At 62.9% G+C, this 18,628-nt stretch carries 13 protein-coding genes; 7 read left to right on the top strand and 6 right to left on the bottom strand.

The features are described 5' to 3' along the window. Positions 1-139: 139 nt before the first annotated feature. Positions 140-967, bottom strand: coding sequence for an RNA methyltransferase (locus tag WN982_RS07365; protein ID WP_341315083.1), 828 nt, complete (start codon positions 965-967; stop codon positions 140-142). 326 nt (positions 968-1,293) lie between these two features. Here WN982_RS07365 and WN982_RS07360 point away from each other — a divergent pair, with 326 nt between their 5' ends. The 4 genes from WN982_RS07360 to WN982_RS07345 all read left to right on the top strand — a co-directional run bounded on the left by WN982_RS07360 (position 1,294) and on the right by WN982_RS07345 (position 7,733). Next, entirely contained in the window at positions 1,294-2,097 is an 804-nt protein-coding gene (locus WN982_RS07360; protein WP_341315082.1) for an inositol monophosphatase family protein, read from the top strand. A 221-nt stretch (positions 2,098-2,318) separates the two neighbouring features. After that, entirely contained in the window at positions 2,319-3,617 is a 1,299-nt protein-coding gene (lplT, locus tag WN982_RS07355) for a lysophospholipid transporter LplT (protein ID WP_341315081.1), read from the top strand. 125 nt (positions 3,618-3,742) lie between these two features. Next, complete coding sequence (mutS, locus tag WN982_RS07350; protein WP_341315080.1) at positions 3,743-6,430, top strand: DNA mismatch repair protein MutS; 2,688 nt, start codon at positions 3,743-3,745, stop codon at positions 6,428-6,430. Continuing rightward, the gene (locus WN982_RS07345; RefSeq protein ID WP_341315079.1) at positions 6,417-7,733 is read left to right on the top strand and encodes a hypothetical protein; all 1,317 of its coding nucleotides are present in this window, start codon (positions 6,417-6,419) and stop codon (positions 7,731-7,733) included. Before mutS ends, WN982_RS07345 begins: the two co-directional genes overlap by 14 nt. Here the strand turns inward: WN982_RS07345 and WN982_RS07340 are convergent. Then, positions 7,713-8,255 (bottom strand): peptidylprolyl isomerase, encoded by a 543-nt coding sequence (locus WN982_RS07340; protein WP_341315078.1) that lies wholly within the window; start codon positions 8,253-8,255, stop codon positions 7,713-7,715. The two genes, WN982_RS07345 and WN982_RS07340, sit on opposite strands and share 21 nt — an antisense overlap. 32 nt (positions 8,256-8,287) lie before the next feature. Between WN982_RS07340 and WN982_RS07335 the strand changes: the two genes are divergently transcribed. After that, positions 8,288-9,529, top strand: a complete 1,242-nt coding sequence (locus WN982_RS07335; RefSeq protein ID WP_341315077.1) for a cupin domain-containing protein — start codon at positions 8,288-8,290, stop codon at positions 9,527-9,529. Positions 9,530-9,761: 232 nt separating this feature from the next. Then, the gene (locus WN982_RS07330) at positions 9,762-10,034 is read left to right on the top strand and encodes a hypothetical protein (protein WP_341315076.1); all 273 of its coding nucleotides are present in this window, start codon (positions 9,762-9,764) and stop codon (positions 10,032-10,034) included. Between the two features lie 148 nt (positions 10,035-10,182). Here the strand turns inward: WN982_RS07330 and WN982_RS07325 are convergent, their stop codons facing one another. The 3 genes from WN982_RS07325 to WN982_RS07315 all read right to left on the bottom strand — a co-directional run bounded on the left by WN982_RS07325 (position 10,183) and on the right by WN982_RS07315 (position 13,806). Continuing rightward, entirely contained in the window at positions 10,183-12,393 is a 2,211-nt protein-coding gene (locus WN982_RS07325; RefSeq protein WP_341315075.1) for an ATP-dependent DNA helicase, read from the bottom strand. 129 nt (positions 12,394-12,522) lie between these two features. After that, entirely contained in the window at positions 12,523-12,741 is a 219-nt protein-coding gene (locus tag WN982_RS07320) for a DUF465 domain-containing protein (protein WP_341315074.1), read from the bottom strand. Between the two features lie 126 nt (positions 12,742-12,867). After that, a complete protein-coding gene (locus WN982_RS07315; protein WP_341315073.1) occupies positions 12,868-13,806 on the bottom strand; it encodes a hypothetical protein in 939 nt (312 codons plus the stop codon). Positions 13,807-14,080: 274 nt separating this feature from the next. On the opposite strand from WN982_RS07315, the gene WN982_RS07310 reads away from it, so the two are divergent. Beyond that, positions 14,081-16,432, top strand: a complete 2,352-nt coding sequence (locus tag WN982_RS07310) for a Tex family protein (RefSeq protein ID WP_341315072.1) — start codon at positions 14,081-14,083, stop codon at positions 16,430-16,432. Between the two features lie 128 nt (positions 16,433-16,560). On the opposite strand, the gene WN982_RS07305 is transcribed toward WN982_RS07310, so the two are convergent. Beyond that, positions 16,561-18,447, bottom strand: coding sequence for a potassium transporter Kup (locus WN982_RS07305; protein ID WP_341315071.1), 1,887 nt, complete (start codon positions 18,445-18,447; stop codon positions 16,561-16,563). Between the last annotated feature and the right edge of the window lie 181 nt (positions 18,448-18,628).

The raw sequence follows: 18,628 nt of genomic DNA, 5'->3' as shown, positions 1-18,628 counted from the left end.
GAACGTTTCGAGCGATTGTAGGACGATTGCGGAAAACCTGCCGGAAGCCCACGCTGGCGGCAAGGTCGTCGCGAAGTTGTCGGCCAGGCGCTTTTATGGTGCGCCTGTAGTCTGGCTTATGGCCTGCCTTGTGGCCCAGTTAAGGCGCGTCGCCGTCCGGGCGTTTGGTCTTCAGCAGGATATGCTTGGCGATGCCGCGCACGATATTCACTTCCTCGCGCTCCAGCCCGGAACGCGCGAACAGGCGGCGCAGACGCGACATCAGCTTCTTCGGATTGGCGGGATCGAGAAAATCGAGCGCGACCAGCGCACTTTCCAGATGCGCGTACATGCTTTCGATTTCGTCGCTCGCCGCCCGCGCGCCAACCGGCTCGCCCGGCCCTCCGGGCGCTCGAGGCGCCGCAGGCACGGCGTCGTCCGCGGACAGGTAGATCGTTCGCAACTCATACGACAGCACCTGCACGGCCTGCGCCAGATTGAGCGAACTGTAGGCCGGATTGGCCGGAATATGCGCAAGCGCGCTGCAGCGCTCGACGTCCTCGTTCGACAAACCCGTGCGCTCGTTACCGAACACCAGCGCGATCTCGCCATGCACCGCCTGCTCGCGCGCGACGCCGGCCGCGGCACGCGGCGTCAGTTGTGGCGGCCCGTATTCGCGCAGCCGTGCGGTCAGCGCCATCGACCAATGCACGCCGTTCAACGCATCGGCAAGCGTCGGCACGATGTGGGCGGACGCCAGCACGTCGTCGGCGCCGCTTGCCATTGCGATGGCCTCCGGATCGCTCTGCACGTGCGGCACGCGCGGCGACACCAGCACCAGGCGCGAAAAGCCCATGGTTTTCAGCGCGCGCGCCGCAGCCCCGACGTTGCCGGGATGGCTCGGCTCGACAAGTACGAAGCGTGTTGATGTAAAACCGCCGCGCAGCTCGGCTACGGTGGGATCGGAAGAATGGTGGGTGTGGTCCACGATGGAATTCGACAAGCTAAAGAACGCGTATGGTAGCGCCAACCGGGGCCGGCGCCGAATTGCACATACAGTAGCGCGAACCCGGCCAGGAACGCGCCTATGCGGCGGCCGACGCAGCGCACGCTGCCGGAGCGCCCCGGACTCAGGTAAAATACCGCGATTCGCGCCGTCTTCGCACGAGCGCCTCGTTCTTATTCAATTTGTCTCCGTCGGCGGAATGCGCACCTGGTCCCGTATCGGACGTGCGTTCCGTGTTGTTTCCGCGCTTCGTTTGCGCACAATTACCGGTACGCAGCCGCGCTGCCCCGGCACAAGGATCCAGGCTCATGCATCCCATGCTCAATATCGCTGTGAAGGCCGCGCGCCGCGCAGCACAGATCATCAACCGCGCGTCGCTCGACCTCGATCTGCTCCAGGTCAGCAAGAAACAGCACAACGATTTCGTCACGGAGGTGGACAAAGCGTCCGAAGCGGCGATCATCGATACGCTGAAGACCGCCTACCCCGATCACGCGATTCTCGCCGAAGAATCCGGCAAGTCGGATAACGAATCCGAATTTCAGTGGATCATCGATCCGCTCGACGGCACGACCAACTTTATCCACGGCTTCCCGTACTACTGCGTGTCGATCGCGCTCGCGCACAAGGGCATCGTGACGCAGGCCGTGGTCTACGACCCAACCCGCAACGATCTCTTCACCGCCTCGCGCGGCCGTGGTGCGTTCCTGAACGATCGCCGCATCCGGGTGGCCAAGCGCGACCGTTTGGCCGACGGCCTGATCGGCACGGGCTTCCCGTTCCGCGAAAAGGACGGCATCGAAGCATACGGCCGCCAGTTCGCCGAAATGACCGAGGCCTGCGCCGGCCTGCGCCGTCCGGGTGCCGCCGCACTGGATCTGGCGAACGTCGCCGCGGGCCGCATGGACGGCTTCTTCGAGCAGGGTCTGAGTCCGTGGGACGTCGCCGCGGGCAGCCTGCTGATCACGGAAGCCGGCGGCCTGGTAGGCAACTACACGGGCGACTCGGACTTCCTGCACGTGGGTGAAGTCGTTGCCGGCAATCCGAAGGTGTATGCGCAGATGATCCCTATCCTGTCGCGCTTTAGCCGTACCCGCCAGCAGTCGGCTTAAGGTCATGTTAAGGCCTTTGTCCGGTGGATGGCGCGCCGGCAACAGATAGTACGAAAAAGCGGCTTCGGCCGCTTTTTCGTTGGCGAGCCTGCATCCGGCAGGCGTTCGTGCTACAAAGCGGGAAGCCGCGCCGGCGCGCCTCGACACGCCGGGTGTGTTTCGCGCGCTTTTTGTCGCGCCCTGCTTCGCGCGAGATTTCCGCGCAGCTTCCGATCCGCTTCATGAAAAAAGGCTTCTACACAATCATCGCGGCACAGTTCATTTCGTCGCTCGCGGACAATGCACTGCTGATCGCCGCCATCGCGTTGCTGTCGGTAATCCGCTCGGCCGCCTGGGTCACGCCGCTCCTGCAGATTTTCTTCACCGTCTCGTATGTATTGCTCGCACCGTTCGTCGGCGCTTTCGCCGATGCGATGCAGAAGCGGCACGTAATGTTCGTCTCGAACGCGCTGAAGGCAAGCGGTTGCCTGATGATGATCGCCGGCGTTCACCCGATGATCGCGTACGGCGTGGTCGGCTTCGGTGCGGCTGCCTATTCGCCGGCCAAGTACGGCATTCTCACGGAATTGCTGCCCGCGGAAACACTCGTCAAGGCGAACGCCTGGCTCGAATCGGCCACCGTGCTGTCGACCATCGTCGGCACCATGGTCGGCGGCGCGCTGATCAGCACCTTCGCGGACAAATTCGTCGCGCATGCGCATCTGCCGCTGATCCGCTCCGCCGCCGATCTGGCGATGTTCGCGGTGATGGTCACCTACGCGATCGCCGCCGCGGTCAACATCTTCATCCCCGACACCGGCGCGCGTTATCCGAACCGTCTGACGGAGCCGAAGAAGCTGGTCGGCGACTTTGTGAACTCTTTCAACGTGTTGTGGGCCGACAAGCTCGCGCAGATCGCGCTGTGGGTCACGACGCTAATGTGGGGCGGCGCGGTCACGCTGCAACTGCTGGTGCTCAAATGGGCCAATGTGAACCTCGGGCTGTCGCTGTCCAAAGCGGCGGTGATGCAAGGCGTCACGGGCCTGGGTATTGCAGTCGGCGCGGCAGCAGCGGCCGCGTGGATACCACTGCGTCACTCGCTGCGTGTGCTGCCGGTTGGCATCCTCACCGGCGCAGTCGCGATCGCGATCGCGTTCTACAACAAGGACCTGTTTCCTGCCGGCGCCGGCATCCGTATCGGCTCGTACGTCGCGCCCTTCTATATTTTGCTCGCCTATCCGCTGATGATCCTGCTCGGCGCGCTGTCCGGCTTTTTTATCGTGCCGATGAACGCGATTCTCCAGCACCGCGGCGCGACTCTGCTCTCCGCCGGGCATTCGATCGCGGTGCAGAATTTCAACCAGAATCTGGCCGTACTGCTGATGCTAGGCGCCTATGCGCTGCTGTTGACGGCGAAGATGCCGGCGCAGTGGATCATCGTCGTCTTCGGCAGCTTCGTCACCTTGATGATGTGGCTCGCGAAACGGCGCAGCGCGGCGAATGAACGCACGGTGGACATGCGGTCGCTGGTCGAAGAATGACGACGTGAGATTTCGCGCAGCGGCATGCGCTTTGCCGGGCGGATTAGCCGTTCGGTCAGGGTCCGCTCGCCGCGCCGGCAGGTTAAACTCACGCCCTGAACAGCTAACGCAAGAAGACACCGAGGATGGGCATTCAAACCGCAGCGGCCAACGACGTCGCACAACACACGCCGATGATGCAGCAGTATTTACGCATTAAAGCGGATCATCCGGGCACGCTCGTCTTCTACCGGATGGGCGACTTCTACGAACTCTTTTTCGAAGATGCGGAGAAAGCCGCGCGCCTGCTCGATTTAACACTTACGCAGCGCGGCGCGTCGGCGGGAAATCCGATCAAGATGGCAGGCGTGCCGCATCATGCGGTCGAACAGTACCTGGCGAAACTGGTCAAGCTCGGCGAATCCGTCGCGATTTGCGAACAGATCGGCGATCCGGCCACGTCGAAAGGCCCAGTGGAGCGCAAGGTGGTGCGCGTCGTCACGCCGGGCACACTGACGGACGCCGCGCTGCTGTCCGACAAAAGCGATGTCTACCTGCTGGCAATGTGCGTCGCGCACAACCGCCGCGGCGTCGCGACCAGCGTGGGGCTCGCGTGGCTGAATCTGGCGAGCGGCGCATTGCGTCTCGCGGAAGTCGCACCGGATCAGGTGGCCGCCGCACTCGAACGGATTCGTCCGGCGGAAATTCTGGTGGCCGATACGCCCGCGGATTCGGCGAGCTGGACGCCGCCCGTGAATGCCGGCGCCCTCACCCGCGTGCCGGTCTGGCACTTCGATATCGCGTCAGGCACGCAACGCCTGTGCGACCAGCTGGAAGTAGCGGGACTCGACGGCTTCGGCGCGCATTCGCTGACAAGCGCGTGCGGCGCGGCCGGCGCGTTGCTGCTGTATGCGGCGGCCACGCAAGGCCAGCAACTGCGCCATGTGCGCAGCCTGAAAGTCGAGTATGAATCCGAATATATCGGCCTCGACCCCGCCACGCGCCGCAACCTCGAACTCACCGAAACGCTGCGCGGCACTGAATCGCCGACGCTGTGTTCGCTACTCGACACCTGCTGCACGACAATGGGCAGCCGCCTGTTGCGTCACTGGCTGCATCATCCGCCACGCGAAGCCGCGATTGCGCAGGCGCGCCAGCAGGCGATCGGCGCGTTGCTCGATGCGCCGCCCGGCGCGAGTGTCGATTCGCTGCGCGGCGCGTTGCGGCAGATCTCCGACATCGAGCGGATTACCGGGCGTCTGGCGCTGCTGTCGGCGCGGCCCCGCGATCTGTCCAGCCTGCGCGACACGTTCATTGCGTTGCCCGAACTGCGCATGCAACTGGCGGCCGTTTCACCCAATGCGGATTCTTTGGCGCGCATCGACGCGTCGCTGGAACCGCCTCAAGCGTGTGTCGAACTGCTCAAGCGCGCGGTCGCGGAGGAACCTGCGGCGATGGTGCGCGACGGCGGCGTGATCGCGCGTGGCTACGACGCGGAACTCGATGAGTTACGAGATATTTCGGAGAACTGTGGGCAGTTCCTGATCGACCTCGAAACGCGCGAACGGGCGCGTACCGGTATCGGCAATCTGCGCGTCGAATACAACAAGGTGCACGGCTTCTATATCGAAGTCACGCGCGGCCAGACCGACAAGGTGCCGGACGATTACCGCCGGCGTCAGACGCTGAAGAATGCCGAGCGTTACATCACACCGGAACTGAAAACCTTCGAAGACAAAGCGCTGTCCGCACAGGAACGCGCGCTGGCCCGCGAACGCTCGCTGTACGACGCATTGCTGCAAGCGCTACTGCCGTTTATCGCGGACTGCCAGCGCGTCGCCGCGGCGCTCGCCGAACTTGATCTGCTGGCTGCATTCGCCGAACGCGCTCGCGCGCTCGATTGGGTGGCGCCGATGTTTTCGCCGACCGCCGGCATCGACATCGAACAAGGCCGGCACCCGGTGGTCGAGGCGCAGGTCGAGCAGTTCATCGCCAACGACTGCACGCTCACGCCGGAGCGCAAGCTGCTGCTGATCACCGGCCCGAACATGGGCGGTAAGTCGACCTTCATGCGACAGACCGCGTTGATCGCGCTGCTCGCGTATGTCGGCAGTTATGTGCCGGCACGGCGCGCCGCATTCGGGCCGATCGATCGCATTTTCACGCGCATCGGCGCAGCCGACGATCTGGCGGGTGGCCGCTCGACCTTCATGGTCGAGATGACGGAAGCCGCCGCGATCCTCAACGATGCGACGCCGCAGAGTCTCGTGCTGATGGATGAAATCGGCCGCGGCACCTCGACCTTCGACGGCCTCGCGCTGGCGTGGGCGATCGCTCGGCATCTGCTCGCGCACAACGGCTGCCATACGCTGTTCGCAACGCACTACTTCGAGTTGACGCAGTTGCCCGCCGAGTTTCCGCACGCGGCCAATGTGCACTTGTCGGCGGTCGAGCATGGGCACGGCATCGTGTTCCTGCACGCGGTCAGCGAAGGGCCGGCGAGTCAGAGTTACGGCCTGCAGGTTGCGCAACTGGCCGGCGTACCGGAGGCGGTGATTCGCGCGGCGCGCAAGCATCTCGCGCATCTCGAGCAGCAATCGGCGGCGCAGCCCGCGCCGCAACTCGATCTGTTCGCGGCGCCCATACCGATGCTGGTCGAAGATACCGATGACGAACGCGACGCCAGGCCGGAAACGGCAGCCGCTTCGCCCGCTATGCAAGCACTTGTCGAGCGTCTGCGCGCAATCGATCCAAACGAATTGCGGCCGCGCGAAGCACTCGATCTGCTGTACGAATTGCACGACCTGGCCGCCGCGCCGGATGCGGACCATTGACGCACACAGACCCTCGCAGCGCCCGCGCAAACTTTGCGCGGCGCTGACCTTTGTCCTCACGCTGACGCTCACTGGCGGCGGTATGCAGCTCGCGCACGCGGAAACGCCGCATTACGCGTTCGCGATCGTCGCCGGCACGATGCAAGGTCCAGCCGACGAAGCGCCGACACAGCGCCTGATCGATGCGATCGGCCGTGATCGCGAGATATCGTTCATCGTCTACGACGGCAACCTGAAAGGCGCGAAAGAAGCCTGCCGCGATGCGTTATACGAGCGGCGTCACGCGCTGCTCGAATCGGCGCGGCCCGCTCTCTTCTTCATTCCGGGCCAACACGACTGGACCAACTGCGGCACCGCTGAGGCGGGCGGCTTCGATCCGGTCGAACGGCTCGATCAGTTGCGCCAGACAATGTTCGCCGACGCGACGTCGATGGGTCAGAACCCGATCGCGTTGACGCGCGAAAGCGAAGTGCCGCGCTTTCGTCCGTTTCGCGAGAACGTGCGCTGGCAAGTCGGCGATACCGTGTTCGTCGGCCTGAACGCGCCGAGTCCGAACAATCACTATCTGACTGCGGGCGGCCGTAATGGCGAATTCGAAGATCGCGTGATCGCCAATGCGTTCTGGCTTGAACATGCCGCCGAATACGCGAAACGGCGCGACGCGCGCGCGATCGTCGTGTTCATTCAGGGAGACCCCGAACCGGAGCGTTACGAACGGCCCGACCGTTTCGCATGGCTGCGCTTTACACGCAACGCGCGCCGTGACGGCTTTCTGGAATTCAAACGCAGCCTTGTCAAACTCGCGCAGATTTTTCGCGGACCGGTGCTGGTGATTCATTGCGACGACGAGCGCACGAGCGCCGGCTTCGTGATCGATCAGCCGCTACGCAATGACAAGGGGATGCTGGTGACGAATCTCACGCGCGTCGCGCTTGCGCCGCATGATCGTCTTAACCAGTGGATTCGGATTGAAGCGGATCTCGGCAGGAAACCGCCGTTCCGCGTGAGTGTGCGCGACGTGCCCAAGCAGATGCCGATGCCCACGGTACAACCTGTGCCGCCGCGCGAGGAGTCGGCAGCGTCGATGCCGGCCGTGCCGGCGCTCGGTCCTGCTTCCGAATTGCCGCCGTTGTTGCAGATGCCGGGGCAGCCGGATCAACAGCAACTGAATCAGCAACAACACGCACCGGTGGACGAGAACGAGAATGCTCCCGCCTCGACCGCCCTGCCTCATGTACCAGGCGCACCAGGCGCCTCAGGCATTCCCGGCGCACCCGCGGGCTCAGTGCAGCGTGGGCCCTGATTTGTCGTCTTCGGCTTCGTCGTCGTCTTCGTCGAGGACTTCCAGCCCGTCCGCGCCATGCGCATGTTCGTGCTGGATTTCGTCTTCGGTTGCCGGACGCACGTCCTTGACCGTCAGCGCGAAACGCAACGCCATGCCGGCGAGCGGATGGTTGCCATCGAGCACGACTTTGTCTTCAGCAACGTCGGTCACCACGTAGACGAGCGAATCGAGATCCTCGTCCCCTTCTTCCGGCGTGCCTTCGAATTGCATGCCGACTTCGAGCGGTTCCGGGAAGCGATCGCGCGGCTCGATCTTCACGAGGTCCGGATCGTACTCACCGAACGCGTCTTGCGGCTCGAGCTGGATCTGGGTCTCGAAGCCGGCCTCGTGGCCGTCGAGCTCTTCCTCGATCTTGGGGAACGTGCCATCATAGCCGCCGTGCAGATAGACCATCGGCTCGTCGCTTTCTTCAATCAGATTGCCCTGCGCATCCGACAGCTTGTAAGCGACCGACACGACGGTGTTCTTTGCGATTTTCATTCGATTCTCCAGAATACAACTCACATTATACGATGCCCAAGCGGCCCACTGACCACCTGGCCGACGCAGCTTCGGCACGGAATTCTTCACCGGCGCCGACGCCGGTTCTCCCGCCCTCGCCTGACGCGCCGATGCCGCTGCTCGGCAATCTGACGCCGTCGCAATTCATGCGCCGCTACTGGCAGAAGAAGCCCCTGCTGATCCGCCAGGCCATTCCGAACGTAAGTGCGCCGCTGTCGCGCGACGAGTTTTTCGAATTGGCGGATAAGGATGAAGCGGAAGCGCGCCTGATCACGCACTTTCGCAACAAATGGCAACTGGAACACGGCCCGTTCGCGGCCGACGAATTGCCGCCACTGAAGCAGCGCGCGTGGACGCTGCTCGTGCAAGGCGTGGATCTTTACGACGACCGCGCGCGTGCGTTGCTCGACCGGTTCCGCTTCGTGCCGGACGCGCGGCTGGACGATCTGATGATTTCGTACGCGACCGATGGCGGTGGCGTAGGTCCCCACTTCGATTCCTACGATGTGTTTCTGTTGCAGGTTCAAGGCAAGCGCCGCTGGCGCATCGGCGCGCAGAAAGATCTGACACTGCAACCGGGACTGCCTTTGAAAGTTTTACAGCATTTCGAACCGGAAGAGGAATGGCTGCTCGAGCCCGGCGACATGCTATATCTGCCGCCGCATATCGCGCATGACGGTGTCGCGGAAGGCGAATGCATGACCTGCTCGATCGGTTTTCGCGCGCCGTCGGCGGGCGAACTGACCGCGCATTTTCTCTACCATCTGGCTGAGCGCGGCGAAGCCGCCGGACAACCCGGCGCGCTTTATCGCGATCCGCAGCAACCCGCCGTCGACCGTCCGGCGGAATTGCCCGCGGCGCTGGTCGATCGGGTTGGCGCGATCCTTGCGAGGGTCAACTGGGATGAGCAGGACATTGCGTCGTTTCTTGGTTCGTATCTCAGCGAACCGAAGCCGAGCGTCGTCTTCGATCCGCCGCAACGGCCCCTCAATGAGGCCCGTTTCATCGCACAGGCGTCGAAGTCCGGCGTGCGGCTGGATCGCAAGACTAATTTGTTGTACAACCGCCGTTTTTTCTTCCTAAATGGAGAGGAAACAGCGTTTGTTGGCGGGAAAAAGTGGTTGTTTGACCTCGCCGACCGGCGGTCTATGAGTGCGAAACGCTTTGTAACACTCTCATACGATTCGTCGGTGACAGCACTGCTGCACGAGTGGTATTGTGCGGGCTGGATACAAGTCGGCGAGCTTGCGTAACTCTGCCTGCTTGTACTACCGTACTGTGAAATTTTGTATGAGAAAGACAACGTATTGACCCCGGATTTATCGACTGTCAGTACGAAAGTGCATATAATTTCCGCCCAAGCCGTAGGGAAGATTCACGCTCGCCCAAAGAGCGTCTCCACCAGCGGCCCAGGTCGGTGTTGGAGCACACATTACCGGTATTATTTGCGCTGTTGCTTACCTTTAACCATAAAAGGACGTGATCATGAAGAAATCCCTCCTCGTAGCATCCCTGTTGGCAGCTGTGGCACTGGCTGCATGCAACAAGAGCAGCGACCAGGCAGCTACGACCGCAGCTAGCGACGCAACGGCTGCTGCCTCGGCAGCAACGGCTGCTGCTTCGGAAGTGACTGCAGCTGCTTCGGGCACTGCTGCTGCTGCGAGCGACGCTGCTGCTTCGGTTACGGCCGCCGCTTCGGAAGCTACTGCTGCCGCTTCGGCTGCTGTTGCTACTCCGGCTTCGGGCGCAAGCCAGTAAGCTGTCGCATAGGGTTCGCCTCTGGGCGAAAACTGCATCAGGGAAATCTCTTTGATTTCCCGGGCAGTAAAGCAAAACGCCACGGATTCACATCCGTGGCGTTTTGTCATTTAAGGGCCGTTTTTTAAAACGGCGCCCATTACATTGTTTACTGAGCCGGTGTCGCATTCTCTTCAAAGAACTCGCGAACGACGTCGATCTCGCGTGTGCGTTTGAATGGCGGCAGGCTCTGCCATATACGGCGCCCGTACGGTTTGTCGACGAGACGGGTATCGCAGATCATCAGCACGCCGCGATCCGTCTCAGCGCGAATCAGACGTCCTGCGCCCTGCTTCAGCGTAATCACAGCCTGCGGCAACTGATGAACGGCGAACGGGCTCAGCCCCTTCTTCGTCAGCGCATCGAGACGCGCCGACAACACCGGATCGTCAGGCGGCGCGAACGGCAGCTTGTCGATCACGACCAGCGACAACGCATCGCCGCGCACATCCACGCCTTCCCAGAAGCTCTGACTGCCCACCAGAATCGCATTGCCATACGAGCGGAAACGTTCGAGTAACTCCGTGCGGCTCGCGTCGCCCTGCACGAGCAACGGATAATTCCAGCCGCGTGCTTCGATCGTGTCGCGCAGCTTGGCCGAGATGCGGTCGACCGCGCGCAGCGTCGTGCACAACATGAACACACCACCGCCCGACGCCTCGATCGCGGGCAACGCGGCGTCGAACACCGCGTCGGTAAACATCGGCGACGAAGGCTGCGGCAAATTGCGCGGCACGTACAGAAGCCCTTGGGTCGGGTAGTCGAAGGGACTCGGCAGTGTCATCGAGCGTTTCGCATTCAGCCCCATTTGCGCCGCGTAGTGCGTGAAGTCGCCGCGCACCGACAACGTGGCCGACGTGAAGATCCATGCGCGCGGCACGCCGGCGCGCTGCTTCGCGAAGATCGGCGCGACCGACAGCGGCGTCTCGTGCAACTGCACGGTATGCGCGAAGACTTCGATCCAGCGGACCTTTTCATTCGGATCGGCGCGTTCAGCCCTGACATCCGACGCGGCGGCGTCAGCGGCTTCTCGTTCGGTTTCGGTGGGCGGCGTAGTCCAGCCCGCGAGCACACCTTGCAATTCGCGCGCGCGGCGCAAACACGCGCCGATGGATTCGGCGCGCTCGGCCTGGCCGGCCAATGCGCAAGCCAATGCATCGAGCTCGGTTTCGAGCGTTTCCAGTGCGGGGAAAAGCGGGTGGTCGTTGGGCAACTGGCCGATCGACAAACGCACCGAGTCTTCCTTGAAGGCGAGCCGCACGTCGCGCGCCGCGCGTTCGAGCGTCGCGCCGAGCTTCACCCAATCGACCGTTTCGCGAGCATGGCCGAGGCCTTCAGCCACCGAGTCGCGTGCGAGTTCGAGAAATTGCGCGGTCGAGAGCGTCTCGCCGAAAAACAGCGTCGCGGTCTCCGGCAATTGATGCGCTTCGTCGAAGATGATGGTGTTGGCCGTGGGCAGCAATTCAGCCATGCCGGTATCGCGCAACATGATGTCGGCGAAAAACAGATGGTGATTGACCACCACGATATCGGCCTGCTGCGCCTCGCGCCGCGCCTGCATCACGAAGCAGTCCTTGTAATGCGGGCACTCCTGACCGAGACAGTTCTCGCGCGTCGACGTCACCATCGACCACACCGCCGCCGTCTCGGGCACGCTCGCAAGCTCGGCCTTGTCGCCGGTGCGCGTAATTTTCGCGAAGCGGACGATGTCCTGCAGATACGAGGTTTCCTGACGCGACGGCAGGCGGCCGTTGTCCGCGGTGCGCTGCAGGTAGTAATGGCACAGGTAGTTCGCGCGCCCCTTGAGCATCGCGACCGACACCGGCACGGCCAGCGCATCGCGCACGGTTGGAATGTCGCGCTGAAAGAGCTGGTCCTGCAAGTGCTTGGTGCCGGTGGAGACGATCACCTTGCCGCCCCACAGCATGGCCGGCACCAGATACGCATAGGTCTTGCCGGTGCCCGTGCCCGCCTCGACGATCAGCGTGTTTTCGCTGCCGTCGAGACCATTCGCTTCGTCGGTTGCCCGAGCTTCAGCGGCTAGCGATGCATCGGCTGCACCCTGCGACGGCAACCGCCGCGCGGGACGCTTCTGCGCTTCGAACATCGCGGGCTCGGGCATGGCGCGGCCCGACGCTTCCATAGCCGCGGCCACGGCGCGCGCCATCTCGATCTGCGACGCGCGCGAGCGGTAGCCGTCGATCTGACGCGCAAGCAGCCCGTCGGCGGCGAAGATATCGTCGAGCTCGGCGACGCGGCGCGGGTTCAGCGTGGCGGCCAATGAGGGCGCAGCGGCGCGGGCCTGGGCAGTGCCGGCCATAGCGGCGGCGTCGTCCGGGCTCGTGCCTGATCGAGTTACAGGCGGAGTGACAAGCGGTGAATTCAAGGCAAGCGTTTCCTGCAAAGTCCGGCGCGCGCGGCGCGACCCGGCACCTGCCAGGCCGCGAACTCAGGCGCTCGCGTCCGGTTCGAGCTGCAATTGCAGCAAGATGATGGTGTCCTTGACTTTGAGTTTGCGCTTTTTCAGGCGCTGCAACTCGAAGTCGTCGATGCCGGGCTCATCCGACATTCGGTCGATCAGACGATCGAGCCCACTATGCTCCGATTCCAGTTGCAGGATACGGTCGCGAAGTGTGTTCGCGTCGATGACGTGATTGTTACCGCGCATGCTCGCCTCCTCTCGTCAGCGGCATGGGCTGGGTGGTGCAGCCCGATGCCTGAGGTTGCTGTCCGGCTTAAAACGCGTTACGGCGACTACTGCCCTGCTACAAAACTTTAGCCAGCTACAGCACGATTACTGTCCTTGTTGCTGTTGCTGCTTTTGCTGCTGTTCAAGTTGCTGCTGCTGTTTCAACTGGTCCTGGCGTTTCTGCTCGGCCTTCTCGGCCGCCTGCTTCTGACGCGCTTCGACGTCGGCCTTGTGCTGCGCCGCATCGGTCTGCTTTTTCTCGAAGCTCTGCTGCTTCTGCACGCGCTCCTGGGCCTTTTGCGCTGCCTGCCGATGCGCCTCGTCGAGCTTGCGCTGGAAGTCGGCCTGCTTCTGATCGTACGCCTGCTGGTTAGCCGCGGCCTGCGGCGTGCTGATACCGCGCTGCGCCTGATCGATCGCGTGCTGGCGCTGTTTGTCCTGATAGGCCTGAGCGTTGGCGCTGCGCTGCGGCGCTTCGGCGTTACGCTGGGCCTGATCGAGTTCGTGCTGACGCTGCTTGTCCTGGTAAGCCTGTGCGTTACGCGCGTCTTCCGCGGCGCGCTGCGGCGCGCTCGCTTCGTCCTGCGCGCGCTTGAGCGCTGCCTGTTCGTCGCGCTGACGGGCCCGCTCCGCCCGCTGCTCGCCGTCGAGCGCAAGCTGTTCCTTGCGAATGTCGGCCTGCACCACGCGCATCTTGTCGCGCGCCTTGCCTAGACAGTAATTGACGAGGAACTTGCTATAACAGTCGTGCTCGGCGACGGCGTAGCGGTAGTTGTTCTCCTCAGTGCGCTGATCCAGGACTTTTTGCCGCGCGTCGAAGCTGTTGCCGGCGGGCTCCGCGCTATCGGCGCCCAAATTGCCCGTTGTGCCCGTAGCACCCGAGGCGCCGGTGGGCAACGCCGCGCTGCTGCCGATCGGCGCTGCGCTCTGCTGCTGCGCCGAGGCGGGCGCACACACGGCAATCGAGGCGGCGATGGCGCACGACACAAAAGACGTCCCATTGGACAAGAACGCGAACTTGAACACGGACCGCGACGCCGACATAAGCGAAGTAAGTGGCGAAAGCGGCAAAAGTGACGGCAATTGTGACAAGCGAGAGACCAAGCGGGAGCCCAGGCGGTTGAGGGACAAGGAGATCGGCAACGTCGTAGATAGTCAACGGAACATGCCCGAAATTCTATCACCCTGCGGTTGAGCCCTTTGGCATTTATGGCAAAATGCCCCGCTTCAGCAACCTGGCCGCAGTGCGCACGCCCGGCGTGCCCCGGCGTGTCGTAGCGCGGCCTTTGATTGAGTCCGGCAGGAACACCAAGACCTTATGACGGAAACCGTAGCACTCAAGATCGTACAGCGCATCGCCGCCGAACTGTCCGTCCAGCCGCGCCAGGTCGCGGCCGCGGTGCAACTTCTCGACGAAGGGGCGACTGTTCCGTTCATCGCCCGCTACCGGAAGGAAGTGACCGACAATCTCGACGACACGCAACTGCGTAACCTCGAGGAACGCCTGCTGTATCTGCGCGAGCTGGAAGACCGGCGCGCCGCGATCGTCGCCAGCATCGACGAACAGGGCAAGCTCACCGACGAGCTGCGCGCCGCGATCGAAGGCGCCGAAAGCAAGCAGGTCCTAGAAGACCTGTATCTCCCGTATAAGCCGAAACGCCGCACGCGCGCGCAGATCGCCCGCGAAGCCGGCCTGCAGCCGCTTGCCGACGCGCTGCTGGCCAATCCCCTGCTCGACCCGCAAACCGAAGCCGCCGCCTACGTGGACGCCGAAAAAGGCGTCGCGGACGTCAAGGCCGCGCTCGACGGCGCGCGCGACATTCTTTCCGAACAATTCGGCGAAACCGCCGAACTGCTCGGCAAACTGCGCGAGTATCTGTTCAGCCAGGGCGTGGTCTCGTCGAAAGTGGTCGAAGGCAAGGAAAACGCGGAAGAAGAAAAATTCCGCGACTACTACGACTACGCGGAAACCATCAAAACCGTGCCGTCGCATCGCGCGCTGGCGCTGTTCCGCGGCCGCAACGCGGGCGTGCTGATGGTCAAGCTGGGGCTCGGCGAAGAGCTCGACGCGCAAGTGCCGCATCCGGGCGAAGCGCTGATCGCGCGGCACTTCGGCATTGCCAATCAGAACCGGCCGGCCGACAAGTGGCTCTCCGACGTGTGCCGCTGGTGCTGGCGCGTGAAGGTGCAGCCGCATATCGAGAACGAACTGCTGACCAATCTGCGCGACGAAGCCGAGCACGAAGCGATTCGCGTGTTCGCACGCAATCTGAAGGATCTGCTGCTGGCCGCGCCGGCGGGCCCGAAGGCCGTGATCGGCCTCGATCCGGGTCTGCGCACCGGCGTGAAGGTGGCGGTGGTCGATCGGACCGGCAAGGTGCTCGCCACCGACACGATCTATCCGCATGAGCCGCGCCGCGATTGGGACGGCTCGATCGCGAAGCTCGCGCGCATCTGCGCGCAGACCCAAGCTGAACTGATCAGCATCGGCAACGGTACGGCGTCGCGTGAGACGGACAAGCTCGCGAGCGAACTAATCGCGCGTCATCCTGAGTTCAAGCTGCAGAAGATCGTCGTGTCCGAAGCTGGCGCGTCGGTGTACTCGGCATCCGAACTCGCGGCGAAGGAATTCCCCGATATGGACGTGTCGCTGCGTGGCGCGGTGTCGATTGCGCGCCGTCTGCAGGATCCGCTCGCGGAACTCGTCAAGATCGAGCCGAAAGCGATCGGCGTCGGCCAGTATCAGCACGACGTGAATCAGCGCGAACTGGCGCGTTCGCTGGATGCGGTGGTCGAGGATTGCGTGAACGCGGTCGGCGTGGATGCGAATACGGCGTCGGTCGCCCTCCTCGCACGCGTGTCGGGTCTGAACGCGACGCTCGCGCGCAACATCGTCGATTACCGTGATGCGAACGGCCCGTTCCCGTCGCGCGAACATCTGCGCAAAGTGCCGCGTCTGGGCGACAAAACGTTCGAGCAGGCCGCCGGCTTCCTGCGTATCAACAACGGCGAAAATCCGCTCGACCGCTCATCGGTTCACCCGGAAGCGTATCCGGTCGTCGAACGGATGCTCGCGAAAATCAGCAAGCACGTCGGTGAAGTGCTCGGCAATCGCGACGCGCTGCGTGGCCTGTCGCCGGCGGAATTCGTCGACGAACGTTTCGGTCTGCCGACCGTGCGCGACATTCTGCTGGAACTCGAAAAACCGGGCCGCGATCCGCGCCCCGAGTTCAAGACCGCGACTTTCCGCGAGGGCGTCGAGAAGGTCAGCGATCTGACGCCGGGCATGGTGCTCGAAGGCGTCGTGACGAATGTGGCGGCCTTCGGTGCGTTCATCGATATCGGCGTGCATCAGGACGGTCTCGTGCACGTGTCGGCGATGTCGACGAAGTTCATCAAGGACCCGCACGAAGTCGTCAAAGCCGGTCAGATCGTCAAGGTGAAAGTGCTTGAAGTAGACGTCAAGCGCCAGCGTATTGCGCTGACGATGCGTCTCGCCGACGAGTTCGGCGCAGCGGCAGCACCGCGCAGCGGTGGCGGCGCCCAGCAGGATCGCGGCGGCTTTGGCCGTTCGGGCGGCGGCGGACGCGGCGCGCCGCAACAGCGCTCGCGCGAACCGGAAGCGGGCAGCGCAATGGCCGCTGCGTTCGCCAAGCTCAAGCAGAAGTAAGCTCGTGCGTTCAGCGCGTGATTCGCTCACGCGCTGAACGCACGATACGAAGCACCAAACAAAAAGCCCACGCATTCGCGTGGGCTTTTTTATCGCGCCTCAACATGCGAGGCACGAACCGAGGTCTGTCAGATCTCGATCTTCGTACCCAACTCCACTACCCGATTCGCTGGAATGCTGAAGAAGTCGGTCGGCTTCGCGGCGTTTTGATGCATCCACGCGAACACGCGCTCGCGCCACACCGACATGCCCGGCAATTGCGTCGGCACCACCGTTTCACGCGCGAGGAAGAACGATGTGTCCATCATCTCGAACGTCATATCGTGCGTGCGGCCTACATCGAGCAGCACGGCCTTCACGTCGGGCGTTTCATTGAAACCATACACCGCCTTGACGAGGTACAAGCCGCCCTGCAAATCCTTCACCGTGACGCGCTCCGCATCGTTCACGTACGGAATATCGCGCGTCACAAAGGTCAGGAAAATGGTGCGCTCATGCAGCACCTTGTTGTGCTTCAGATTGTGCAGCAGGCTCACCGGCACGAGCGAATCGCTGCCGGTCAGATAGATCGCCGTACCCGACACACGATGCGGCGGATGCGCGAGCAAGCCCTGCAGGAACGGCATCAGCGGAATACCGTCGGCGGCCGTGCGTTCCTTGACGATCATCCTGCCCTTGAACCATGTCATCAGCAGGAAGAACAGTAGCGCGCCTATGCAGAGCGGCAGCCAGCCACCTTCCGCGACCTTGAGCAGGTTGGCGCCGAAAAAGCCTAAGTCGACCGCCATGAACACACCGATGATCAGCGCCACGAGGAACTTGTTCCACTTCCACACGTTCACCATCACGACGCAGGCGAGGATCGTGGTGATCACCATCGTCGCGGTCACCGCGATACCGTACGCAGCGGCGAGGTTATCCGAACTCTTGAACGCGATCACGATGCACAGGATGATGAACAGCAGCATCCAGTTCACCACCGGCACATAGATCTGGCCGATCGCCAGTTCCGAGGTGTGCAGGATCTTCATACGCGGCACATAGCCGAGCTGGATAGCCTGGCTCGTCAGCGAATACGCGCCGGAAATTACCGCTTGCGACGCAATCACGGTCGCCACCGTAGACAGTACGACGAGCGGCAGCAACGCCCAATCGGGCGCGAGCAGGAAGAACGGATTTTCGATGGCCTTCGGGTCGTGCATCAGCAGCGCGCCCTGGCCGAAATAGTTCAGCACCAGCGAAGGCATCACCAGCACGTACCAGGCCATACGGATCGGCTTCGCGCCGAAGTGGCCCATGTCGGCGTACAGTGCTTCGGCGCCGGTCAGCACCAGCACGACCGAGCCGAGCACCACGTAGGCCTGCAGCACGTGCGCGGCCATAAAGGTGTAGGCGTAATACGGGTTCAGTGCGCGGATCACATTCGGCGACTGCAGGATGTGCCACAGACCCAGTGCGGCGAGCACCACGAACCACAGCACCATGATCGGCCCAAACAGGCGGCCGACGGTGGCAGTGCCGTGCCGCTGAATCCAGAACAGCAACACGAGGATCACCATCGTCAGCGGCAACACCAGATGCGACAGATTGGGTGCGGCGATCTCCAAACCTTCGACCGCCGAGATCACCGAGATGGCGGGCGTAATCACCGCGTCGCCATAGAACATGCAGGAGCCGAAGATACCGAGCATCATCAGCATGCCGGCCATCTTCGATTTTTGATCGACAGAGCGCAGCGCCAGCGCCATCAGCGCGAGGACACCGCCTTCGCCGTTGTTGTCGGCACGCATCACGAACAACACATACTTGATGCCGACCACGATCACGATTGCCCAGAACAGCAGCGAAATCACGCCAAGAATCGATTGATCGGTCAGCGGGATACCGTGCGCCGGGCTGAATGCTTCTTTCAGCGAGTACAACGGGCTCGTGCCGATATCGCCAAACACCACTCCGATCGCGGCAATCGCGAGGGAAGGCAGAGGCTGTTTGTGCACGTGATTGGTATCTGTCATAAACGCGAGGAAATCCGTTCCTTGAGCGGAAAAAAAACGAGCGCTATTCTAAACTGCCCGCTTAGCGCCGCCCGGCTTGTTGTGGATACACCACGTGGATGGTCCGCGCAGTGTAGCACTGCGCTCCAGGGGCGTCTGCTGCATTTGGGCTTTCGCCAGCACGGGTATCGCGACGCTTGCG

It is taken from the genome of Paraburkholderia sp. IMGN_8, assembly GCF_038050405.1.
GTDB lineage: Bacteria > Pseudomonadota > Gammaproteobacteria > Burkholderiales > Burkholderiaceae > Paraburkholderia.
This window is presented reverse-complemented; position numbering and strand designations above follow the sequence as displayed.